This is a genomic window from Alexandriicola marinus, assembly GCF_004000435.1.
GTDB classification, from domain to species: domain Bacteria; phylum Pseudomonadota; class Alphaproteobacteria; order Rhodobacterales; family Rhodobacteraceae; genus Alexandriicola; species Alexandriicola marinus.
The window spans coordinates 1,134,465-1,156,610 of record NZ_RBVZ01000001.1 but is presented as its reverse complement, the minus strand read 5'-3'; the positions used below and the strand labels follow the sequence as shown (position 1 = coordinate 1,156,610).

17 protein-coding genes and 2 pseudogenes are annotated in these 22,146 nt (G+C 65.1%); 7 read left to right on the top strand and 12 right to left on the bottom strand.

Going from position 1 to position 22,146, the window contains the following annotated elements; genetic code table 11:
• The first annotated feature begins 101 nt into the window (after window positions 1–101).
• The 3 genes and pseudogenes from EP376_RS05620 to EP376_RS05610 form a co-directional block, all read left to right on the top strand.
• On the top strand, window positions 102–1,232 hold the full coding sequence (locus tag EP376_RS05620) for a TauD/TfdA family dioxygenase (protein WP_127654529.1): 1,131 nt from the start codon (window positions 102–104) through the stop codon (window positions 1,230–1,232).
• A complete protein-coding gene (locus EP376_RS05615; RefSeq protein ID WP_127654528.1) occupies window positions 1,229–1,975 on the top strand; it encodes a class II aldolase/adducin family protein in 747 nt (248 codons plus the stop codon). The genes EP376_RS05620 and EP376_RS05615 overlap by 4 nt, the downstream gene beginning before the upstream one ends.
• A gap of 45 nt (window positions 1,976–2,020) precedes the next feature.
• Window positions 2,021–3,001 (top strand): annotated as a pseudogene (locus EP376_RS05610) (NAD(P)-dependent oxidoreductase); the annotation flags it as partial.
• A gap of 61 nt (window positions 3,002–3,062) precedes the next feature.
• Here the strand turns inward: EP376_RS05610 and EP376_RS05605 are convergent.
• The 6 genes and pseudogenes from EP376_RS05605 to EP376_RS05590 form a co-directional block, all read right to left on the bottom strand.
• On the bottom strand, window positions 3,063–5,378 hold the full coding sequence (locus EP376_RS05605; RefSeq protein ID WP_127654526.1) for a TRAP transporter permease: 2,316 nt from the start codon (window positions 5,376–5,378) through the stop codon (window positions 3,063–3,065).
• A 166-nt stretch (window positions 5,379–5,544) separates the two neighbouring features.
• A complete protein-coding gene (locus EP376_RS05600) occupies window positions 5,545–6,534 on the bottom strand; it encodes a TAXI family TRAP transporter solute-binding subunit (protein ID WP_127654525.1) in 990 nt (329 codons plus the stop codon).
• A gap of 210 nt (window positions 6,535–6,744) precedes the next feature.
• Window positions 6,745–6,921 carry a helix-turn-helix domain-containing protein gene (locus EP376_RS23580; RefSeq protein ID WP_338068381.1) on the bottom strand — a complete coding sequence of 59 codons (177 nt, stop codon included), beginning with the start codon at window positions 6,919–6,921 and terminating at the stop codon, window positions 6,745–6,747.
• Between the two features lie 69 nt (window positions 6,922–6,990).
• A pseudogene (locus EP376_RS23575) lies at window positions 6,991–7,566 on the bottom strand (sigma 54-interacting transcriptional regulator); the annotation flags it as partial.
• 12 nt (window positions 7,567–7,578) lie between these two features.
• A complete protein-coding gene (locus tag EP376_RS23570; protein ID WP_338068378.1) occupies window positions 7,579–8,103 on the bottom strand; it encodes a sigma-54-dependent Fis family transcriptional regulator in 525 nt (174 codons plus the stop codon).
• The gene (locus EP376_RS05590) at window positions 8,100–10,010 is read right to left on the bottom strand and encodes an ATP-binding protein (protein ID WP_127654524.1); all 1,911 of its coding nucleotides are present in this window, start codon (window positions 10,008–10,010) and stop codon (window positions 8,100–8,102) included. The genes EP376_RS23570 and EP376_RS05590 overlap by 4 nt, the downstream gene beginning before the upstream one ends.
• 83 nt (window positions 10,011–10,093) lie before the next feature.
• Between EP376_RS05590 and EP376_RS05585 the strand changes: the two genes are divergently transcribed.
• On the top strand, window positions 10,094–11,080 hold the full coding sequence (locus EP376_RS05585) for a magnesium transporter (protein WP_127654523.1): 987 nt from the start codon (window positions 10,094–10,096) through the stop codon (window positions 11,078–11,080).
• Window positions 11,081–11,131: 51 nt separating this feature from the next.
• On the opposite strand, the gene EP376_RS05580 is transcribed toward EP376_RS05585, so the two are convergent.
• The gene (locus EP376_RS05580) at window positions 11,132–13,507 is read right to left on the bottom strand and encodes a YbcC family protein (RefSeq protein WP_164744870.1); all 2,376 of its coding nucleotides are present in this window, start codon (window positions 13,505–13,507) and stop codon (window positions 11,132–11,134) included.
• 16 nt (window positions 13,508–13,523) lie between these two features.
• Entirely contained in the window at window positions 13,524–15,083 is a 1,560-nt protein-coding gene (locus EP376_RS05575; protein ID WP_127654521.1) for a proton-conducting transporter transmembrane domain-containing protein, read from the bottom strand.
• A gap of 100 nt (window positions 15,084–15,183) precedes the next feature.
• Between EP376_RS05575 and EP376_RS05570 the strand changes: the two genes are divergently transcribed.
• The 3 genes from EP376_RS05570 to EP376_RS05560 all read left to right on the top strand — a co-directional run bounded on the left by EP376_RS05570 (window position 15,184) and on the right by EP376_RS05560 (window position 17,374).
• Entirely contained in the window at window positions 15,184–16,095 is a 912-nt protein-coding gene (locus EP376_RS05570) for a LysR family transcriptional regulator (RefSeq protein ID WP_127654520.1), read from the top strand.
• Window positions 16,096–16,221: 126 nt separating this feature from the next.
• The gene (locus tag EP376_RS05565; RefSeq protein WP_127654519.1) at window positions 16,222–16,704 is read left to right on the top strand and encodes a hypothetical protein; all 483 of its coding nucleotides are present in this window, start codon (window positions 16,222–16,224) and stop codon (window positions 16,702–16,704) included.
• A 10-nt stretch (window positions 16,705–16,714) separates the two neighbouring features.
• Window positions 16,715–17,374, top strand: a complete 660-nt coding sequence (locus tag EP376_RS05560; RefSeq protein ID WP_127654518.1) for a hypothetical protein — start codon at window positions 16,715–16,717, stop codon at window positions 17,372–17,374.
• A 162-nt stretch (window positions 17,375–17,536) separates the two neighbouring features.
• Here the strand turns inward: EP376_RS05560 and EP376_RS05555 are convergent, their stop codons facing one another.
• Genes EP376_RS05555 through EP376_RS05540 form a run of 4 tightly spaced genes read right to left on the bottom strand, consistent with a single transcriptional unit; the run spans window position 17,537 to window position 22,023 of the window.
• A complete protein-coding gene (locus tag EP376_RS05555) occupies window positions 17,537–18,631 on the bottom strand; it encodes a fatty acid desaturase family protein (protein WP_127654517.1) in 1,095 nt (364 codons plus the stop codon).
• Between the two features lie 13 nt (window positions 18,632–18,644).
• On the bottom strand, window positions 18,645–19,430 hold the full coding sequence (locus EP376_RS05550; RefSeq protein WP_127654516.1) for a 3-methyl-2-oxobutanoate hydroxymethyltransferase: 786 nt from the start codon (window positions 19,428–19,430) through the stop codon (window positions 18,645–18,647).
• Window positions 19,424–20,470 carry a LacI family DNA-binding transcriptional regulator gene (locus EP376_RS05545; protein ID WP_127654515.1) on the bottom strand — a complete coding sequence of 349 codons (1,047 nt, stop codon included), beginning with the start codon at window positions 20,468–20,470 and terminating at the stop codon, window positions 19,424–19,426. Before EP376_RS05545 ends, EP376_RS05550 begins: the two co-directional genes overlap by 7 nt.
• Window positions 20,467–22,023 (bottom strand): alpha-amylase family glycosyl hydrolase, encoded by a 1,557-nt coding sequence (locus EP376_RS05540; RefSeq protein ID WP_238928579.1) that lies wholly within the window; start codon window positions 22,021–22,023, stop codon window positions 20,467–20,469. The genes EP376_RS05545 and EP376_RS05540 overlap by 4 nt, the downstream gene beginning before the upstream one ends.
• Window positions 22,024–22,146: the final 123 nt, after the last annotated feature.

Here is a 22,146-nt window from a genome sequence, read left to right as displayed (position 1 = left end):
CTCTGGGCTTATATTTCTTTCAGCGCAATCGCCGTATCGCGACGCGTGAAACCCGGATTAGCGTCGGCCTTGAAGAGGTCCGTTTTGTGAAAGGGCGAAGGATGGACGTTGCGCTGATCGAGGCCGTCGAGGTCGAGGAAACCGGATTGCAGGTCAGGCTGCCTGACGGACAGCAGGCCTATTTCAATGCGTGGTGGCTGCGGGACAATTGTCCGACCTCGTTCGATGCCGAAACGCGGGAGCGCGTCTTTGACATATTTCATCATGCAGAGACGCCGAGGCCCGAGGAGGCCTATCTCGACAGCGGCACGCTTGTCGTCAGATGGGCCGGTGAGGGTCATGTCTCGCGCTATCCGCTCGAGATGCTGGCGTCCTATGCCGATGGCAAGCGGCGGCACGATCCCGCCGATCTTCCGCGCCGTCCGTGGTTCGCCGATCACTACGACGCCATGACCCGGGTGTCGCATCCCGCGCTTCTCGAGGATGCGGGCGAACGGCGCCGCTGGATGGAGGCGCTGCTGATCGAAGGGGTCGCCATCGTCACCGACATGCCCGACAGCGACGAGGGACTGACGCGCACCGCCGGGCTGCTGGGCACGATCCGGCCCAGCTTCTTCGGCGACTACTTCGACGTGCGCGTGCACGTCAATCCGACGAACCTCGCCTATACGTCGAAGGCTCTTGAAATGCACACTGATGTCCCGGCCGAGGAATTGGCCCCGGGGATCCAGTACCTGCATTGCCGCCGAAACAGCGTCGAGGGTGGCCGCAACCTGTTCCTTGACGGGACGGCCGTCGCCAATGATCTGCGCCGCGAGGATCCGGAGGCGTTCCGCCTTCTGGCCGAGACCGAGGTGCCGTTCTACAAGGAGCATGACACGATCGACATGCGCGCGCGCCAGCGGGTGATCGAACTTGATCACAACGGCGAAGTGTCGGGCGTCACGATCAGCCAGCATCTGGCCGACATCTTCGATCTGCCGCAGCGGTTCATGGATGCCTATTACCCCGCGCTCGTGAAATTCGGACGGATGCTGCAGGACGACAAGTATGTCATGCGGTTTACCCTGCGCGCCGGTGAATGCATCAGTTTCGACAATCACCGGGTCGTGCATGGCAGGGCCGCCTATTCCGCGACCAGCGGCGAGAGGTATCTGCGCGGAACCTATACCGACCGGGGCGAATTGCGGGGCCTCTACCGGGCAATGGTCTCGGAAGGGCGGTTCAAGTGAACGACCACGTCGCCGGACTGTCGCTCGACGCGCTGCGGCAGGACCTTGCCGCCGCGTTCCGGCTGACCGCGCGGTTCGGCTGGCATGAATCCGTCGGTAATCATTTCAGCGTGGCGGTATCCGACGACGGGCGGCATTTCCTGATGAACCCCAAATGGCGGCATTTCGCGGCGATCCGGGCCAGCGACCTGCTGCTTTTAGATGCCGATGATCCGGCGGTGATGGAGGGGCCTGACGCGCCCGATGCCTCGGCCTGGACGATCCACGGCGCGCTGCATCGCGCGCGGCCGGATGTCCGGGTCATCCTTCATGCGCATCCGCCGCATGCCACGGCGCTGTCCACCCTGAAATCACCCGACCTGCCGCCCATCGACATGAACACGGCGCGGTTCTTCGGTGATCTGGCCATCGATCCGGACTGCGGCGGCATCGCCGATGACGCGGGCGAGGGGGCCCGGATCGCCGCGGCGCTTGGGCAATGTTCGGTCCTTCTGATGGCCAACCACGGCGTGACCTGCACGGGTGCAACCGTCGCACAGGCGTTCGAGCAGCTATATTTCTTTGAAAAGGCCGCGCAGACGGTTCTTCTGGCGCTGGCATCGGGGCAGCCACTTGCCGTGATGTCCGACGACGTCGGCGCCCTTACTGCGCAGGGCTGGAAGGCCTATGCCGGGATGGCGGACGCGCATTTCGCCCATCTGAAATCGGTTCTCGATCGCGAAGAACCGGACTATCGCGACTGAGCCAATTCCTGCAATCATCGGCCGACATATCGCAGGGATCATCCCGCAACGACAGGAGACGGCATGACGACAGGTTTCATCGGTTTGGGCAATGTGGGCGGCAAGCTGGCCGGGAGCCTCTTGCGCAATGGCATCGACCTTGCGGTCCATGACCTCGATCCCGCGCTGGTCGCGGAGTTCGTGGGCCGGGGGGCGGCAGAGGGCGGCTCGCCCGCGCAGATGATGCGCGACTGCGATGTGGTGATCACCTGCCTGCCGTCGCCCGCCGCCTCTGCTGCCGTCATGGCCGAGATGCTGGGCGAGATGGGCCCGGGCAAGATCTGGATGGAAATGTCGACGACCGACGCCGACGAGATCCTGCGCCTTGGTGCCGAAGTGGCCGCAACCGGTGGCATCGCCGTCGAATGCCCGGTCTCGGGCGGCTGTCACCGGGCAGATACCGGCAATATCTCGATCTTCGCGGGCGGGCCGCGCGACGCGGTCGAGGCGGTGATGCCGCTTCTGAAGCATCTGGGCCGGCGCATCCTGCACACGGGCGATCTGGGCACCGCGTCGAAGCTGAAGGTGATGACCAATTACCTCGCCACCGTTCACCTTGTGGCACTGTGCGAGGCGCTGACGACGATGAAGGCCGCGGGCCTCGATCTGGCGACGACCTACGAGGCGATCCGCATCAGCTCCGGCACCTCGTTTGTCCACGAGACGGAAAGCCAGCTGATCCTCTCGGGCTCGCGCGATGTAAATTTCACGATGGACCTGATCCTCAAGGATATCGGCCTCTTCCAGAAGCTGGCCGATATCGGAGAGGTACCCCTCGAGTTTTCGCCCCTGCTGATCGAGATCATGAAGGACGGCCAGCGCCGTTACGGTGAACGGGCTCAATCGGACCGGATTATCGAACGGCTGGAGGAGGCCACGGGGCTGAGCATTCTGGCCGACGGGTTTCCCATGACGCTGATCGATGACGAACCCGAGGAGGAGGGCTACGAGATTGTCCGTCCCGTCCCGGCGGCGGCTGCCGAATGATCAGGCGCCTTCTCTGAAACGCATCCCCCCGCGCCTTGGGCCCGGGGGGAGGAAGTGTGTTCTAGTCCACGCCGCGCACCGGGATCGGCGCGTCCGGATCGGGGTGGAACACCTTCTGGACAAGCCAGGCGCCGACGACGGTGCCGATGCCGATCAGGTCGGTGATGACGCCGCCTTCGATCATGAAGAGGGCAGCCACGATCAGGGCCAGCCGGATGATCCAAGCGGCCTTCTGACCGATGAACCAGCCCTGGACCCCGCCCGATAGCAGGAACACCCCGAAAACCGCCGTCAGACCGGCGCGGCCGACCTCGAACCATGTGCCGTCCATCAGAAGCGCGGAATTGTAGAAGAACATGAAGGGCACGATGAAGGCCGCGATGCCGATCTTGAACGAGGCCACCGAAGTTTCCATCGGGTTGGCGCCCGAAATGCCCGCCGCCGCATAACTCGCCAGTGCGACAGGCGGAGTGATGGCCGACAGAACCGCGAAATAGAAGACGAAGAAATGCGCCGTCAGTTGCGGAATGCCCAGCTGCACAAGGCCCGGCGCCACCACCGAGGCCGCCACCGCATAGGCCGCCGTCGTCGGCATCCCCATCCCCAGCAGGATTGAGATGCACATCGCGAAGAACAGCGCCAGAAGCTGCGAGGCCGCCGCCAGATCAAGCAGAACCGACGAAAATCGCGCGCCCACCCCGGTCAGCGAGATGACGCCCACGATGATGCCCGCGCATGCGCAGACCGCGATGATCTGGATCGACATGATGCCGGCCAGTTCGAACGCCTTCGCAATCGACCGCGCACCCATCCCCGCGACCGATCCGACAGGGACACTGTTGGGAAATATCCGGACCATCAGCACCGGCATCCACGACACCACGGCTGCCGCCATCGTGGCCAGAGTGCCTGCCCGGATCACCGAATAGCCCATGAACAGCGCCACGATCAGGATGATGATCGGGAAGAACAGATACAGCTGCTGCAGCATCTTGCCGAGCTTGGGCAATTCATCCTCGCGCATGCCGCGCATTCCAAGGCGGGCCGCCTCGAAATCGACCATGAAATAGACCGACACGAAGTAGAGGACCGCCGGGATGATCGCGGCAATCGCGATCTCCTGGTAGGGGATGCCGGTGATCTCGGCCATGATGAAGGCGCCGGCCCCCATGATCGGCGGCATGATCTGGCCACCGGTCGAGGCGGCGGCCTCGATCGCGCCGGATACCCGGGGCTTGTAGCCCACCTTCTTCATCAGCGGGATTGTCAGCGAGCCTGTGGCCACGACATTGCCGGCCGAGGTGCCGTTTATCATGCCCATCAGGCCCGAGGCGAAGATCGCGACCTTGGCTGGGCCACCACGGGCGCGCCCGGCGGCGGCGAACGCGAAGTTGACGAAATAATCGCCAACCTTGGATGCCTGAAGAAAGGCCGCGAAGATGATGAAAAGAATGATATAAGTCGAAGACACCGCCGTTGTCGGCCCGAGAATGCCCGCGTCCGAATAGACATGGCCAAAGAACCGCTGCCACGAATAGGCCGAGGAAACAGCGAGGATCCCCGGCATCAGATGCGCGGTGAACACATAGGCCAGAAACACCCCCGTGATGACGACCAGCGCCATGCCGGCGACCCGCCGGGTCAGCTCCATGATCAGGGCGGTGCCCGCGGTTGCCGCGAAGGCGATCCCGATGGGCACGAAGGGTGTGCCGACGGAGTTGCGCGCGGCGGTCGAATAGATCGGGATCAGGTAGGCCGCGACGGCGATCGCGCAGACCGCCAGAAGGATATCGGAGGCCCGGAACCGGTTGCGCGGCGCCTGTTCGAGCCAGCCCAGAACGATGCCGCCCAGGCTCGCCACCAGTAGGGGCACACCGAAGTACCAGACTTCCTGGCTGTAGATTGGTGTGCCGGGGAAAGCGGGCCACGTGGTCAGACCGCCCATCTCGGGCAATGTTCCCGAGGCCACGGTGCGGGCGAACCAGACGCTTGTTCCCAGCGCGAAGAGTGCGGGCACAAGCAGAACCCACGCGATCTTGTCCCACGGCCCCGGTGTTCCGGGCGGGGCCGTCTCGTCCGAATAGACCAACGCATTATAGACCAGAAACCCGAGCGCCAGCGCGCCCGCGATGTGGACAATGCGGAAATTCCACGTCTCCATGGGAAATTGCGGCAGCAGCGGCACGTTGATCCCGGTGTAGTCGGAGATCGAGACGCCGTTCAGAGCGGCCATGTGAAACAGCGCATAGAGCGCCGCGAAGGCGGCCACCGATGTCAGCCGCCAGCCATCCAGAAGGCGCCGGTTGCCTTCGATCGGCTCTTCGTCGACGCCTTCGGCGATCACGGCATCTTCGGCCTGAGTAGATTCCTGAACCATTTTGACCTTCCCCGTTAGGACGCGCGGCGTCCGTCTCTGTCGTCGAGATGTATGAGACACGTGATGATACGACCGACAGCGCAAGACCGACAACTATCGCCGGGGCGCGGGTCTTATCGGGGAAAGGGCGGCGTGCCGATCTGGCCGCGCCGCCCCTTCGTCTGGCTTACATGCCGTTGATCATGTCGTCGGGAATGTCCGCGCCGGCATTGTCCTTGAACCACTGCGCCGCGCCGGGGTGCCACATCAGCACGCCGTTCTTGTCCCAGTTCTCGGGCAGGGTGGAGCGGGCGGCCCGGTGGATGTTCACCATCCGCTCGTTGTCGAACATCACCACGTCGACGACCGCGTTGACGAAGCTGTCGGGCAGGTCGCAATTGGCGATCGCGAAGTTCCACATCGACACCGAACGGGCCGGCGCTTCGAGCGTGGTGTAGGTATCGGCGGCGATATCGAAGGCCGAAACGGGGAAGGCCTCCATGATCGCGGCCTGCTCGGCCTCGGTGAACTCGATGATGTTCACGTCGGTCTGCACTTCAAGCTGGCTGACGGCCGGAACCGGAACGCCGGCGGCAAAGGCGATAACGTCCAGCAGGCCGTCCTGAAGCTGGCCGCCAAGGTCGGACCAGCCACCGTTGCGACGATCGAATTCGACGCCCAGCTCTTCCATCATACGCGGGAAATAGGTGTCGGAGGTCGAACCCGCGGGGCCGAAACCGATCCGGGCCCCGGCCGGGATATCGGCGATCGAGGTGATCCCCGAGGAGGCCAGCGCGGTCACCGAGAACGGGGTCTGGTACATCGGGAAGATCGCGCAGGCATTCGTCATCGGAAGGCCGGGTGCGATCGGGTTGGTGCCTTGCAGCGATTCCGCCGCGGGGCCCATGGTCGTCATGCCAAACTGCGCGTCGCCCGTGTGGACAAGCGCCATGTTCTGCATCGGGCCACCGGTGACTTCGCCGCCGCCCGACAGGCCCAGCTCTTCGGCCACGAGGTTCGCCCAGCCGGAGCCATAGGCAAAATAGGTGCCGCCCTGCGACGCGGTGGCAACTGTAAAGCTTTCCGGCCAGTCGGTCCGGTCCTGATGGGCATCTGCCTGCGCCTGAGCCGTGACGGCACAGGCGACGACAAGAGTAAGTGCTGTGATTTTCTGCATTGGTTCCTCCCAGAAACGTGCGGTGTCTTGATACCCGGTTCGACACGACTCACCGGGACCGCGCAGACCCAATCACGCCGGCGCACTGGTCACCAAGCGCTGTTAACGCCAACATTTCGCGCAAATGCGGTTAGGGCTCGGCGATGGGTCGCAGGGGTGACAAAACGCGGATTTGATGTGTGGCAAGTGACCCATCGCCCGGGTGTCGGATCAGTCCGCGGCCCTCAGCCCGTCGGGATCGGCGAACTTTTCCCGATCCAGCCCATGCCGCTGCATCTTTTCGTAGAGCGCCTTGCGGGAAATCCCGAGCGCCTCGTAGGTGTCTTTCAGACGGCCCGAATTGGCCGCGAGGCTTGCCGCGATCAGGGCGCGTTCCTGTTCCGCCATCCTCTCGGCCAGCGTGGCGGGGGCTGGCGGCGCGTGTTCCGGGGTGTCGGGCAGCCCCAGCAGGTAGCGTTCGGCTGCATTGCGCAACTCCCAAGCATTGCCGGGCCAGTCGCGCGCCGCAACCGCATCGAGCACCGCACCCGGCACACGGGGTACGGGCTGGCCATAACGGTCGGCCAATTGCGTCACGAAGGACAGAAACAGCATCGGGATATCCTCGCGCCGTTCGGCCAGAGACGGCATCCGGATCGTCACCACGTTCAACCGGTAAAGCAGATCGCCGCGGAAGGTGCCGTTTGCCGCTGCCGTTTCCAGATCGGATTTCGAGGCCGCGACAAAGCGCACATCCAGATCGATCCGATCATGTGATCCCAGCCGGTTGATCGAACGGCTTTCGACGGCGTGGAGAAGTTTCGCCTGCAAGCCAAGCGGCAGGCTGTCGATCTCGTCCAGAAAGATCGTGCCCCGTCGTGCATGTTCGAACTTGCCCGCCCGCGCCCGCGCAGCCCCCACGAAGGCGCCGGCCTCGTGACCGAACAATTCGCTTTCGATCATCTCGGCGGGCAGCGCCGCGCAGTTGATCGAGACAAAGGGCCGGTCGGCCCGTGCGCTTGCGGCATGCAGGGCCTGCGCGGCCAGCCCTTTGCCCGTGCCGGTCTAGCCCACGATCAATACATCGGCATCGCTTGTCGCGACCATCGCGATCTGGCGGCGCACGAGGTCCATCTCGGGGCTTGGGCCGCGCAGCCCGTCGCTGATGCCGATCATCGGCGCGACCTGTGCGCGCAATTCCCGGTTTTCGATCGTCAGCCGTCGCAGGGCCAATGCGCGGCGCACCGTGTCGACCAGCCGTTCGGGGGCGTAGGGCTTCTCGATAAAGTCATAGGCGCCCTCGCGCATCATCGCCACGGCCAGTTCGAGATCGCCGTGCCCGGTGACGAGGATGACCGGAAACTCGGGGTCTTTGCCGAGTGCGGCGCGCATCAGCTCTGTCCCGTTCATGCCGCGCATCCGGATATCGCTGACAAGGATTCCGGGGAAATCGCGGCTGATCTCTGCCAGCGCCGGGGCCGCGCTGTCGAAACAGGCGCAATCCAGATCGGCCAGTTCCAGCGTCTGCTGCGCGGCGATGCGCAACGGTTCTTCGTCGTCGACGAAGAGGACAGGCCCCGGGACGTTCATTCCGCGGCCGCCATCGATGGTGCGTCGGCTCTGCGGAGTGTGACGGTAAAGACGGCTCCGCCCTCGGGGTGGTTGCGGCCCTCCAGCGTGCCGCCGAAATCGCGCATGATGTTGTAGGAAATCGACAGGCCCAGCCCCATGCCCTTGCCCGGCTCCTTTGTCGTAAAGAACGGATCGAAGAGGCTGGCCATCTCGTCTTCGGTCATGCCCGGCCCGCGGTCCCTGACCGCGACCGTCGCGGTGGCCCCGCCGCAGGCGATCGACAGATCGATCACAGGTTCGGCCACATCGCCCATCGCGTCGACCGCGTTGCTGAGCAGGTTGACGATGACCTGTTGCAGCCGGACCTGTCCGCCCATCACCCATGTCTCGGCCGGACCTTCGGTTTGTGCGACCACGCAACCGGCGCCCCTGAGTTTCGGCTCGAGGATCGCGAGCGCCGTTTCGACCGCGCGGTCGAGACGGACCGGTTCGGTCTTTTCGCCGGGCCGCCGGGCGAAGTTGCGCAGATGGGTCGAGATCGCGACCAGCCTGTCGACCATGTCGTCGATCATGCCGACATTCTGTCGGACCTTGTCGGGCTGGTCGCGATCAAGATAGGCCAGCGCGTTGCGGGCAAAGGATTTCACCGCCGCCAGTGGCTGGTTGAATTCATGGCTGAGGGCCGCGGACATCTGGCCCAGAGCGGCCAGCTTGCCGGCCTGGATCAGTTCCGTCTGGGTCTGGCGCAACAGGGTTTCGGCCGTGCGGCGCTCCTCGACTTCCTGCATGATGAGCTGGTTTGCCTGTTTGAGTTCGGCAGTCCTCAGGGTGACGCGGTGTTCCAGCTCTTCCTGCATCGACAGCGCCGCGCGGATCCGTTCCTGAAGCTGGACACGACGCTGGATCACAACGGTCGCGATCAGCCCGACCAGCAGCAGAAGCAGCGCCGAAAGGGCCACCATGCCCGCCGCCCGTGTCCATGCCGGATCGGCCGGCGTGAGCAGAGAGACAGTCCAGCTGGCCTCCGGGATCTCCCGGCTCTGCATCAGGAACCGGGTCCGGGTTCCGTCATCCCCCGCGATCGACAATTTGTCGAAATCCTCGTCGAACGGGGTCTGTGTCGCTCCCAGTGGGTCGAGTTGATCCATCGGATACTTGCGCGTGGCCGCGATCGCGGCGAGGGCCTCCGGTCCGAGGGGCGCGAGAGAGCGGAAATGCCACTCCTCTCGGCTTGCCATGAAGATCACACCCGCATCGTCCTGCACGATGATCTCGTTCGTGCCGTCGCGCCACGCGGCCTCGAAGGTGTCGACGGTGAATTTGACCGCCAGCACGCCGAGGATCTCGGCCCCGTCGCGGACCGGCTCGGCAAAGAAATAGCCGCGCTCGCCCGAGGTGGTGCCCAGCGCGAAGAATTTCCCGCGATCGCCCGCAAGCGCCATCGTGAAATAGGGCCGGTAGGAGAAGTTCTGTCCCACGAAGGACAACTCCTTCCAATGATTGCTGGCCGCGATCGTCAGGCCGCTCCGGTCCATCAGGAAGATGTCGGACAGCCCGACCTCCTCTGCGGTGGCCTCCAGATCGGTGTTGATCTTGTCGATCAGGGCGCCGTCGCCGGGATCGCGCAGCGCGCGAACCAGATCTGGCCGCTCCGCGATCAGGATCGGCAGCGCCTCGTAGCGTCTGAGCGATCCGGTCAGACCTTCGACGGCCAGAACGAGGGTCGAGGCCTCGCGCGTGCCAAGCTGGGCGAGGTAGACCCGTTCCAGAGCCGGAAACAGGATCAGCAGCAGGGCCAGCACCATGGCGCCTGCTCCGGAGATCAGGGCGATCGGCCACGAGATGCGGCGCGGGGAGGGGGCGCTCGAGGTTACCACCGCGCGAAGATGCGGCGATTTGGGGCGCGACACAAGCGGCCCGCGCATGTCGTCACATTCGAGGTTTCGCGCGGCGCCGTTCTCGGCGAAGCTTGGGGATCGGCTCTGAGCCGTCAGACAGGGGATCGCACATGTCAGCCGCGCCGGACATCCACTCGGGCTACCACCGCGAGGCCGCGGCCGCCCACATGGTCGCCAACATTCCGCGTGCAAAGTTCGACACGCCCGTCGATCGGGTGATCGAGGCATTGAGCGGGCATCTTTACGATTGCGCCGACACCGTCTTTGTGACCGATGGCGAGGGGCGATTGCAGGGCATCGTCCGGATCAATGACCTTTTCGGAGGTGGCGCCCGCCAGATCGGCGAAATCATGGAAGAACGTCACGAGGCCGTGCGCCCCGGAGACGATCAGGAACAGATCGCCCAGCTTGCCATCCGGCTCGAGATGATCGCGGTTCCAGTGGTCGACGATCTGGGTCAGCTGATCGGCGCGGTCCCGCCCGAGGCCCTGTTTCGCATCCTGCGCGAAGAACACATGGAAGATCTGCAAAGGCTCGCGGGTATCACCTCGCATGAACGGGGTCCTGCGGCGGGGCTCGACGCCTCGATCTGGAACCGGTTCTCGCGGCGCATCCCGTGGCTTGTCTTCGGCCTTCTGGCCTCGTCGGTCATCACGATGGTGATGGTGGGCTTCGAGGATACCTTGTCCCAGAATGTGGCGGCGGCATTCTTTGTCCCCGCGCTCGTCTATATCGCGGGGGCCATCGGAACGCAGGCCGTGTCGGTTTCGGTGCGGAGCCTGTCGATGCACGACGTGGCCATCGGCCCCTTGCTGCGCGACGAACTGGTGATCGGCCTCGCTATCGGGACGGTGCTGGGGCTGATGGCCATGGGCGCGGTCTTCGCGGCCTTTGGCGAATTGCCGCTGGCCTTTGCCGTGGGGCTTTCGGTTCTGGGTGGCGGCGCGGTGTCGGCGATGGCCGGGTTTCTGCTGCCATGGGCCTTTCTGCGGCTGGGCTTCGACCCCGCGCTGGGATCGGGTCCGATCTGCACGATCGTTCAGGATGCAGCGAGCCTGATGCTCTATTTCGTGCTCATCACCGTCTTGGTGCTTTAGCAGGCACCGCGGCGGCCGATAGGGGGCCGCCGCGGTCCGGCTCTCGCGGGCTCAGGCGGCGCGCGCGATGGGGGTCTGGTCCTCCCAGGTCAGTCCGGGCCGGTAGCGCGCATCGACGCAGCCGTCCTTCAGCGCGAACAAATGCAGCCAGCCATTGTCGAACAGGTCCCGCACGTCCTTGTGTCTGGCAAGCACGTCGGTGATCGCCGCGCGCGGGGCCTCGATCATGACCGACAGCCTGAGCGGCTCGTGCGCAAGCGCCGCGCCGTCATGGACGGCCTGCCATGGCAGGCCCGGCCTCAGCCGCCCGCCGTTGCCCTCGATCACGCCGATCCCGCCGACCACGTTGTGGATCAGCTTGTTGCCGCCGCCGAAGACCTCCGGCGCGACGGACGAGCCGTAATATTGCAGGCTGATCCAGCTGGCCACGACAACCGGTGCGGTCAGGATCAGCTCCAGCGTGCCAAAGCCCTCGTCCGCCGCCCAGTCATAGCTGTGCAGGAATGCCCGGCCGCCCAGATCCTTGCCCGCGGTGGCGCGCCGCGGCGCCGCGACAAAGGCCGCGCATCCCGCAAGGCCCCATTCCGGCCGGACCTCGGCCCAGTTGAGCGCCCGGTCCGCGATCGTGGCCGGGGTCGCGCCGGGCAGGGCGCGCGCCCGTTCGGCCCGTGCGATCCGACCCGCCTGTTTCAGCCAGTCGCGGACCTTGCGCAGATCGCCCGATTTCGTGTCGGCGTCATGGATCGTGATCTCGTCCGTGGTGGTGTCATGCAGGCCCGCCACGAAGAGCGTATCTTCGGGCAGCGCGAGCCCCCGCTTGGCAAGGCCCGCCCGCGTTTCGGCATCGTTGAGGAGCGCCGCCAGAAGCCGGGCAGACACCTCGCCGGTCTGCCCGCCGCAGGCGCCACAATGATAGGCGCTTTCATGCGGGTTGTTGGTGACATGCCCGCCGTGACCCAGCAGAAGCACGATCTTGCCAAGCCCCTTGGTCAGGCTCATCGCCCCCAGAACGGCTGCGGCCGTATCGGCCTTTGCCTCGGGTGTCATGCCGCCCACGACCTGCGGGGCGGGTTCCGACTTCGGCGGTTTTCCCGCCATGCCCAGCGCATCGCGGACCAGCTTGCCGGCATAGACAGGCCCCGCCGATTCCACGAAGGCGAAGGACGACACCGCCGCCTGCCGGAACCGGCCCCAGGCCCGGACGGCGCGCGCGCCGATCCGGATCTCCTGTTCTTGCGCGGCGTCGGTCTGGCTGGTCGTTTCGATCCCCGGGGTCAGCAGGACCGGCAAGTGCGCGGCCGCCAGATCGGAGCCCTGCGCCTTGTGCGACAGTGGCAGACCGAAGAAGCCCGCAAAGCCGATCGTCTCGACCGACGGATCGACGCTTTCCAGCGCGCGGCGGAACACCTCGGACCGGACGTCGATGCAGAAGGCTGCCTGAAGAAACGGCCTGTCGCCTATGGCAGCCTGTCCGTCGAGCGCGGCGATCAGCCTGTTCTGGTGCGCGCGGTCGGCGGCGTCCTGAAGGATCGCGAGCGCAACTTCGCCGATATCCGGCGCGACGGGCTGCGCGTGTGCGGCGACCGCCTTGGCCCAGTCCTCGGCGATGCCGGGAACATGGGCCAGAAGCGCCTCTTCCCAGATCAGCCGGATCGCCAGCAGATCGGCAAGGGTGCGATCGGTGCCGCCCTCAAGCTCGGCCTGCCACAGGAGCCACCGGGCGTGCTGGGACCAGCCCCCCAGATCGATATAGAGCCGGTGGAACACGCTTTCCGCCGCGGCATCGCTGAGGCCCAGCGCCTCGGCGGCGCGCAGGATCGCCCTTTCGGCGGTGTCGGGTGCCTCGGTCACATGGGCGCAGAACCCGGTGAGCCCTGCAATCTCGGGCGTCAGGTCATGCGAGGCCCAGGCCCGCCATGCGGCAAAGCATTCCTCGCCGGGCCGGGGTTGCCACAGCGCCTGACCCCGGTCGAACCGGCCGGCGGCCCACAGGCCGATGGTCCGTTCGATGATCGCGGGCCAGTCCGTTCCGGTGGCCTTGGCCGCCAGATCGGCAATTGTCGGCAGCGGGGCGGGCGTGTCGTTGATCCGCGGCGCGTCGAGGATCGCCATCAGGTGCCCGACATCGGCAGGCTTCGGGCTGAAGGTCGCGGCGTCCAGCGCATCGCGCAGCGCGGCCTCGTTGATCCGGCCGTCCCGGATCGCGGCGGCATACTCCGCCGCGCTTTGCGTGGCGCGGATGCCCGCGGTCCGGCGCAGCCGCGCCGATGCGGTGGCCAGATCCTCGCCCGTCTGGCCAAGGAAGGGATTGACCGCAACCGTCGCGTCAAGCGGGAAGGCGGGCGGGATCGCGCGGGCCGCGCTCTCGGCGGCGGCCAGCATATCGGAGAGCCGGGCAGGGGCGATCTGTGCGTGGTTCATGAACATGTCAGTCTCCGTCATGTCAGCTGGATTTCGTTGTCCGGAACCCGCCGATGGCGCGATCCAGCAGGGCGTTGAGATAAAGGCCATTGGCCAGATGAACCCGAAGTCCCGCCGTGGCCGGGTGATGCGCCCAGAGCGGGAAGAGCGATTGCGCCAGAGCCACCATCCCGAAGGACAGGACGGCCAGCACGATCAGCGCCCATTCCAGCGGCCCCGGTGCCGGCGCGGCCGGCAGGTCTGCGCCCCAGACCCATTGGGCGACGGCCTGAAAGCTGAAATAGGCCAATGTCGCGGCAAGCGAGGCGGCCACCGTCCTGCGGGTCAGTTCCGCAGGTGCCGTATCGGCCAGACCCTGCGCCACGAGATAGGCGACGCCGAAGACGAGGATCGCGCCGAGGGCCAGGGCCTGTGCCGTCTTGGGCCCGATGGCGACGCTGAACAGGCCCGCGATCGCGGCATAGAGCAGAAGTGCCAGGCCAAAGGATTTCAGAACAGCCCCGAGGTCCGGCACCGCGACGGGACCGGGCTTGCGGATCGCGGCGACAGCGGCCACCGCACCGCCAGAGGACAGGAAGGCATGCGCCTTGTAGAGCGAATGGGCCACGATATGCAGCAGCGCCAGCGCCCAGAGGCCCAGCCCGCATTGCAACAGCATGAAGCCCATCTGCGACACGGTCGACCATGCCAGCGAAGTCTTGACCGCGCTTTGCGTCAGCATAACCGCCGCGCCAAAGAGCGCGGTGAACCCGCCGATCATCACAAGGGCCGCCATGGCCCCGGGGCTTGTCTGCACCAGAGGCGCCGTCTTGATCAGGATGACCCCGCCCGAGTTGATGATGCCCGCGTGAAGCAGGGCCGAGACCGGGGTCGGCGCCTCCATCACCTCGGTCAGCCAGCCATGGAGCGGGAAACAGGCGGTCTTGAGGATCGCGGCCAGCACCAGAAGGCCGGCAGCCATGTGTCCGGCGATCCCTGCGCCGCCGTTCGAGGCCGCGATCGCGGACAGGTCGCCCGTTCCATGGGCCGAGGTCAGGACAAGGGCCGCCGCGATCAGGGCCGCGTCGCCGCCATGCCAGACCAGCCCGAACTTGGCCGCCGCGCGGCGCGCCTCGGGACGGTCGGCATAGAACAGCAGGAGCCGCTTGAGACCCAGCCCCGTCGCGATGGTTGCTGCGACCAGAAGCCAGAGGCTGCCCGACATCACGAAGATCAGCACGGCAGCCAGCGTAACCAGCATCAACCCGTGAAACGCGCCTTCACGCGCCTCTCCATCGAGGTAGGTCCGGGAATAGCGCAGGACGATCCAGCCGATGAAAGCCACCAGAAGCGCGAGTGTCGCGCTGACCGGATCGGCCCGAAGCGCAAGGACGCCCGCGCCGTCAAAGAGCGACGACACCGCAGGGCCCGCCACGATCACCTGGATGAGGCCCAGCGCCACAAGCCCCAAAGCGCCCAGAGCCGCCACTTCGGAGATTTGCGGCACAGCACCGGGGCGACGGCCGGGCGTCCGAAAGGCGGCGAGTGCCGCGGCAATCAACAGAACCGGCGCGAGAAACGAGAGCGAGAAAGCGGTTGTCATGGGTCAGCTCCAGCGAAGTTGGGTTGAGGGGCTATCTAGTGGCTAGCCAACATCAAGAAAATTTCATATTTTCGCACCAACCGTTCTGTTTGGTGAAAGTATGTCCACGATCAACCTGCATCACCTGCGGCTGTTTCGCGCCGTGGCCCGCGACGGAACCCTGACGGGCGCGGCGCGCTCGCTGAGGATTTCCCAGTCTGCCGTCTCGACCCAGATCAAGGCGCTCGAATTGTCGCTGGGTCATGACCTGTTCGAACGGCGCGGGCGGAACCTTGTCCTGACTGAAGCGGGGCGCATCGCGCTCGATCATGCCGAGGGGATCTTCCGGACGGCGGAGGATTTGTCGGCCACGCTCAGATCGGCGGGCGCGCGGCGGAAGGCGTTGCGCATCGGGGCGCTGGCCACGCTGTCGCGCAACTTCCAGATCGCCTTTCTCAGGCCATTGATCGGGCGCGAGGATGTCGAGGTGATCCTGAGGTCGGGGCCGCAGGAAAGCCTGTTGCGCGGGCTTGATGCGTTGTCGCTTGACGTGGTGCTGACGAACCTGATCCCGGCGCGCGATGCGGCAAGCCCCTATCTGGTTCAGCGGCTGGATGAACAACCCGTCAGCCTGATCGGATCGCCAGAGCGGCAGGTGGCGCCGGGCACGCCGATCGAAGATATCCTTGCTGCGCATCCGGTCGTTCTGCCAACGCCGGAATCGTCGCTGCGGGCCGGGTTCGATGCGATGCTCGACCGGTTGGGCGTGGTGCCCCGGATCGCGGCCGAAGCGGACGACATGGCGATGCTGCGCCTTCTGGCGCGCGAAGATGCCGGCGTCGCGGTGATCCCGCCCATCGTCGTGCAGGACGAACTGGCCTCGGGCAAGCTGGTCGAATTCGCCCGGCTCGACGAGATCAAGGAGGTGTTCTGCGCGGTCACGATCCGCAGGCAGTTCACGAACCCGCTTCTGTCGGATGTCCTGTCACCGGAGAGTGTGGCGGTAGACATGTCTGGTTTGCAGGAAAATTGAACAATCCCTCTTTTGCCGGATGGCAGAGTGCGTTTCTGTTTGGTGCGGTGCCGGCGGCCGTGTACCGTGTGGGTGATAACTTGTTGCCGCCTTGTTTTTCATGACGTTTTCAATTTCGGAGTTGCCATGACGCAAATCCTTCAGGTCGCAGCCATCGCGTTGGCCACTGTCGGCACAGGTGCTGCCACACTGACGGTGATGAACGAGGATGTGCCCGATTTTCAGGTGCCCGAGGGCGATTGGACTGCGGGCGCCGAACTGGATGGCCGCGTCTTCTACACCACCGACACGGTTATCGAGACGGGCGAAATCCTGCAGGACGAACTCGTCTTCAGGGACGGAACGTTCCAGTCGGTCATGTGCCAAGTCTATTGCGATTTCGGCTGGTCGGATTACCAGACCAAGATCGTGGATGACGTGATCCATTTCACGGCGCGGACCGAATGCCCCGACGCGCCGCATGTGGTGGTGTTCTACGGAACAGTCACCGGCGACGAGATCCGGATCGAGGGCAGCTGGACGACACGCCGTTGGTATTGGACGCATCAGCTTACCTTGACCGGTTTCGGCTCGGTCACGCCGCCGGCAGATGATCAGGTGACGGGGTGAGGCACGTCCCTTGACCGGCAAGACCTTGCGCCCGCTGGGGCTCTTGCTTCGGTTCGGGGCGCTGGTGGGATTTGTCATGGTTGTCACCTGGGGCGCGCACGAGGTGCGGGAGGCGCTGAACCTTCAGATACGTCCCGAAAACGAACAGCGCTTTCATCAGGCGATCATGATCGGCGCGGTGGCCTATGTGGGGCTTCTGGCGATCCCGTTCGTTCCGGGGGCCGAGATTGGCCTTGCCATGCTCGCAGCGCTCGGCCCCGGGATCGCGCCGCTGATCTATGTCGCGACGGTTGCCGCGATGATGCTGGCGTTTATCGTCGGGCGGTTTCTCCCGATTTCGATCCTGGAACGGGGGTTCCGGCTGCTTCGGATGCACAGAGCGGCTGACCTGATCGCCCGGATCGCACCGCTGCCGCAGGATGAACGCCTGGCTCTGCTTCTGGGGGACGGCGCAAAGGGCGCAATGCGCCTTGCGGTGCGGTATCGCTACGTCGCGCTGGCGCTGGCGGTGAACACGCCGGGCAATTCGCTGATCGGTGGCGGCGGCGGGATCATGATGATGGCGGGGCTGAGCGGGGTCTTCGGCCCGCTGCCCACCTTCATCGCGATCGCGATCGCCGTTTCTCCGGTGCCGATGGCGGTGGCCTTCTTCGGACTTCAGATCCAATAGGGCCGCCGCTGAAGGCGCATCGATGACGCACCTTAAAGGCCGACACTCTGAGCATCGGGCAGGTCGGCCCCGAGAGACCGTGTAGCGGCCACTGCGCGTACCGCGATCACACGGGCGGGACTGGCGTCGCCCGCGCTGTCAGCATCTTTGGCGAAGGCCGGATTACTCCGCCGCGTGGCCTATCGGCCCGAACTGCGGCGCCCCCGCGCCGGGCGGCAATTGGGGCCGGATGAAATGATGCGGATCGCGCAATTGACGGAACACGCAGGGCACGATCTCGCGCCACGCATGCCAGAGCGAGGGCGAGGGTGTGGGGCAGTCATGTTTCACCGCCGCGTGCAGTTCGGGTAGCCGGTGATAGGGCACCATCGGATACATGTGATGCTCCATATGGTAATTCATGTTCCAGTAGACGAAGCGCAGGACCGGGTTCATCAGGACCGTCCGGCTGTTGAGCCTGTGATCCAGCACGTCTTCGGCCAGCCCCAGATGCTGCGGCAGACCCATCACCAACAGAAGCCATATGCCGTAGAAGCGCGGCAGGCCAATCAGCATCGCCGGCAGGATCGACCCGGTTGCCAGACAGGCCAGCACCGTAGCGGCATAGATCGCCATGTGAATTCGGGCCACCCGGAATGCCTTGGGCCGTTCGCTTTCGGGGATGTAGTCGGCCTCGTCCGCGCTGAGCCGGCCCATCGCGTTGCGCGCGATCGCCGCAAAGCTTTGCGGCCCACCCACGATGCCGAAGAAATTCAGCGCGATCACGATCAGCTGTGGCGGGCGCATGCCCGAGATTTCCGGATCGCGCCCGACAATGATCGTATCGGTGTGATGGCGCGCATGGGACCAGCGCCATACGACCGAATTGCGCACCATCAGGAAGCTGGCGATCTCGTAGATCACGTCGTTCATCCAGCGGGTCCGGAACGCCGTCCCGTGGCCGCATTCATGCCAGCGGCTGTCCGCGGCCGAGGCATAGAGCACGCCATAGACGATGAACACGGGAACCGCCCACCAGCTGCCCCAGAGGGCCACACCGGCCGCACCTGTCGCCATCAGAAGCCCCAGCCAGATGGCCGTGTCGCGCAGGGCGGGCCCGTCTGTGCGTTTCATCAGCTCCTTCAGGACCTTGCGGTCCACGGGCGTGCGATACCACTCGGCATTGGCAAGGCCCGCCTCGATCGCGCGCTGCGATTCAGGGCCTGTCAGGCTGTAGTTCCTCTCGGTCGGAAAGGTGATGAGGTTCAGCAATCCCATTTCAGGGTCTCCGTCATTTTCGATCGTGAAGGCCCCGTTGGAAGGCCTCCCATTCCGGCGTGTCCATGCCGACGCATTCCGAAGGGGCGGGGAACCCGCCCGTCTCGACGTCGTGGCGAAATTCGGTGAAGGCCGCGACCCTTTCGGTCTGAAGCCGGGCGAATTCGGCGGCGAAATCGCGATACGCCCGGGCGTGGCGGGGCATCTTGCCTGTGGTTTCGCCCAGCACGTCGACGGCAAACAGATATTGCACGTCGCAACCGCCGCCCGATCCCATCGAGATCACGACAAGCGGCGTCGCCGCGCAGATCGCCGTGGCCACGGGTTCGGGCACCACCTCCATCTCGACGGCGAAGGCGCCCGCATCTTCATAGCGGCGCACATCGTCCAGCACCTTCAGCGCCTCGTCGGCCGACTTGCCGACGGCGCGAAAGCCGGTCCAGCGGGCCTTTTGCGGGATCAGACCGACATGGCCCACAACGGGGACCCCGTCCTTGGCCATGGCCTCGACGATGTCGAAATTCATCGCGCAATAGATGCTGTCGGCCCCGGCTTCCATCGCCTCGAAGGCGGCGCGCCGGGCCTCGTCGGCATTGACGTGGTGGCCATAGATCAGCCCGAAACAGAAATGCGTATCCGGTGCCGCGGCCCGATAGGCCGCGCGGTTGGCAAGACTGCCCGAGACGATCATGTCGATGCCGGCGGCCTCGGCCGCTGCGGCATGTTCGACGCAGGCCACGTTCAGCTCGGTCAGCTGGCGCTTGCCCTTCAGCGCAATGATGTCGCCAACGCTCAGCATGGCCGGTTCCTCCGGGCGGGCGGCATGTCGCTTTCGCGGACCAGAAGCGTGGCCTCGACCAGATCCTGCAGCCTGTCCGCCCCGCCATTGAGCCGGTTGAGCACCATCCGCCCCATCCGCATGCCAAGCGCATCGAGGTTCTGGCTGAACGTTGTCAGCGGCGGCTGAGACGCGGCCGCCATCGGCATGTCATCGCAGCCGATCACCGCGATATCGCGCGCCGGTTCGAGACCGAAACTGCGCATCGCCTCGATCGCGGACATGGCGATCATGTCATTGCCGCAGAAAATCGCTGTCGGATTGGCGCCGGACGAGATCAGCCGGGTCATCGCATCGGCGCCCGTGTTGCGCGACAGGAAGCATTCGACCTCGAGCGCGGGATCGAATTCGATCCCGGCCTCTTCGAGGGCGGCGCGATAACCCGCGCGGTTGTGGTGCGAATAGGTGTAGCGATAGGGCGTCGAGAGATAGGCGATCCGTGTATGGCCCAGCCGGATCAGACGCTCTGTCGCGGTGCGGCCGATCTTGACGTGATCCCGGTCGATCCAGTCGTGATCGTTGCGCTGGGTCTGGCCGATGGTGACAAAGGGGAATTCGCGCTCCTGCAGGTAATCGATCCGTTCGTCATCGAGACGTGTCCGCCCGAACAGAAGCGCGTCGCAGCGGTTGCGCTCGACCGTTCGGCGGATGATGTCGATTTCACTGTCGAATTCGCGCGCCATCACGACCTGAAGGTCGTAACCCTGCGCCTGAAGCACCATCTCGACCCCGTCGAGAATGCCAAGGAAGAACGGATCCACGAACTTCGTCCAGGGTTTCGAGACCATGAAGGTCACGGTCTGGGTCTGGTTCGAGCGCAGGGTCGCGGCTGCAAAGCTGGCGCGATATCCCAGCGCCTCGGCGGCCTCCTGCACCTTGCGGCGGGTATCGGCGTTGACGTCGTCATAGCCGTTGAGCGCTCGGCTGACGGTCGAGACGGACATGCCCACATGGGCGGCCACATCGCGGATATTGGTCTTTCTCTGGGGATGGGCTGTCACGTGGCGGCCTCGGCGATCCAGTAGGAATGCGGTGGAATGTGACCGGCCTCAAGCGTCCCGGCAAGGGTGTGCCCGTTCGGCGTGACCGGGACGGCGCGTGGCCTGTCGCCGAGATTGAAGCTGCACAGAACGCTCTGGCCGTTGTGCCGCCGCCAGAAGGTCAGACCGTCGGCATCTGCCTCGATGGTGTCGAAATCGCCAAGGCGCAGGGCGGATGTCGTGCGGCGCAGGGCAATCATCGCCCGGCAATGGCTGAGGTGCGAGCCCGGATCACCGGCCTGTCGCGACACCGCAAGCGGCCGATGCGCCGGTTCCGCCGGAAGCCATCCCTCCGCCGTCGAAAATCCGAGGCCCGGCGTATCGTCCCATGCCATCGGGGTGCGCGCACCGTCGCGGCCCCGGTGGTTGGGCCAGAACCGGATCGCTTCAGGATCCTGCAACCTGTCGCGCGGCACGTTGCTGTGCGGCAGGCCAAGTTCCTCGCCTTGATACAGCACGATCGAGCCTCGCAGCGACAGCAACAGCGCCTGGAGCACCTTGACCCGTTCGGCGCCCCACCGGTCGGCAACCCGGGTCACATCGTGGTTGGAAAAGGCCCATGTCGGCCAGCTGTCGCCGGCGCCCGCCTGTTCGACGGCGCGCGCGATATGCCGCCCATCGAGAACGGGGCCGAGAAGTTCGAAACTGTAGGCCGTATGAAGCCGCCCCGGCTGGGTGTATTCGGCCATACGCTCGATCTGCCAGTCGCAGCTGATCTCGGCCAGTAGCATCCTGTCGCCAGCGACCGCGCGCATCCGCTCGAGGAAGGGCAGGGTCTCGGGGCGCGAGCGGTCAAAGACGCGCTGTTGCATGTAGTAGGGATTGGCGGGCCGGTCGGCGAGGGCCGCGGGCGGATTGTCCCGCAATAGCGGGTCGTGCATGAAGAAATTCGCCACGTCGAGCCGCAGGCCATCGACGCCAAGATCGAACCAGAATTTCATGATATCCAGCACTTCGTCCTGAACCTCCGGATTGTGGAGGTTCAGGTCGGGCTGTTCGATGACGAAATTGTGCAGGTAGTATTGCTTGCGCGTCGAGGACCATTCCCACGACACCCCGCCAAAGCGCGCCAACCAGTTGTTGGGCGGGCTGCCATCGGGCTTCGGATCGGCCCAGACATACCAGTCGGATTTCGGCCCGTCGCGGGACGCGGCACTTTCCTGAAACCACGGATGATGGGACGAGCTGTGGGAATAGACCTGATCGATCACGATCCTGAGCCCGAGATCATGGGCCTTGTCGGTCAGGGTCCGAAAATCATCGAGCGCGCCGAAACGCGGATCAACGGCCCGGTAATCGGACACGTCGTAGCCCGAATCGAACATGGGCGAGGGAAAGAACGGCGTGATCCAGAGGGCGTCGACGCCCAAATCCGACAGGTAGTCGAGCCGCGAAATCAGCCCCGGCAGATCGCCTTCGCCGTCACCGTCCGAATCCTGAAACGAACGGACATAGACCTCGTAAATACAGGCTCCGCGCCACCAATCCCGATCCGACATGTTCCGGTGAATCATGCGATTGTCCCTTCTGATCAGGAAATACAAAAACGTTTTTGGATTTCTGGTCAAGTCTCGACGGTGCATTCAGACAAAAAGGCCGCTTTGGGGGAAGAAAGCGCTTGACGCCTCGGGGTTTCC

What these genes read in the sequence shown, in the direction of transcription:
- EP376_RS05620 (WP_127654529.1), top strand. Translation starts at nt 102, where the DNA reads ATGGACGTTGCGCTGATCGAGGCCGTCGAGGTCGAGGAAACCGGATTG.
- EP376_RS05605 (WP_127654526.1), bottom strand. Translation starts at nt 5,378, where the DNA reads ATGGTTCAGGAATCTACTCAGGCCGAAGATGCCGTGATCGCCGAAGGC.
- EP376_RS05600 (WP_127654525.1), bottom strand. Translation starts at nt 6,534, where the DNA reads ATGCAGAAAATCACAGCACTTACTCTTGTCGTCGCCTGTGCCGTCACG.
- EP376_RS23580 (WP_338068381.1), bottom strand. Translation starts at nt 6,921, where the DNA reads ATGGCGGAACAGGAACGCGCCCTGATCGCGGCAAGCCTCGCGGCCAAT.
- EP376_RS23570 (WP_338068378.1), bottom strand. Translation starts at nt 8,103, where the DNA reads ATGAACGTCCCGGGGCCTGTCCTCTTCGTCGACGACGAAGAACCGTTG.
- EP376_RS05590 (WP_127654524.1), bottom strand. Translation starts at nt 10,010, where the DNA reads ATGCGCGGGCCGCTTGTGTCGCGCCCCAAATCGCCGCATCTTCGCGCG.
- EP376_RS05585 (WP_127654523.1), top strand. Translation starts at nt 10,094, where the DNA reads ATGTCAGCCGCGCCGGACATCCACTCGGGCTACCACCGCGAGGCCGCG.
- EP376_RS05580 (WP_164744870.1), bottom strand. Translation starts at nt 13,507, where the DNA reads ATGTTCATGAACCACGCACAGATCGCCCCTGCCCGGCTCTCCGATATG.
- EP376_RS05575 (WP_127654521.1), bottom strand. Translation starts at nt 15,083, where the DNA reads ATGACAACCGCTTTCTCGCTCTCGTTTCTCGCGCCGGTTCTGTTGATT.
- EP376_RS05570 (WP_127654520.1), top strand. Translation starts at nt 15,184, where the DNA reads ATGTCCACGATCAACCTGCATCACCTGCGGCTGTTTCGCGCCGTGGCC.
- EP376_RS05565 (WP_127654519.1), top strand. Translation starts at nt 16,222, where the DNA reads ATGACGCAAATCCTTCAGGTCGCAGCCATCGCGTTGGCCACTGTCGGC.
- EP376_RS05555 (WP_127654517.1), bottom strand. Translation starts at nt 18,631, where the DNA reads ATGGGATTGCTGAACCTCATCACCTTTCCGACCGAGAGGAACTACAGC.
- EP376_RS05550 (WP_127654516.1), bottom strand. Translation starts at nt 19,430, where the DNA reads ATGCTGAGCGTTGGCGACATCATTGCGCTGAAGGGCAAGCGCCAGCTG.
- EP376_RS05540 (WP_238928579.1), bottom strand. Translation starts at nt 22,023, where the DNA reads ATGATTCACCGGAACATGTCGGATCGGGATTGGTGGCGCGGAGCCTGT.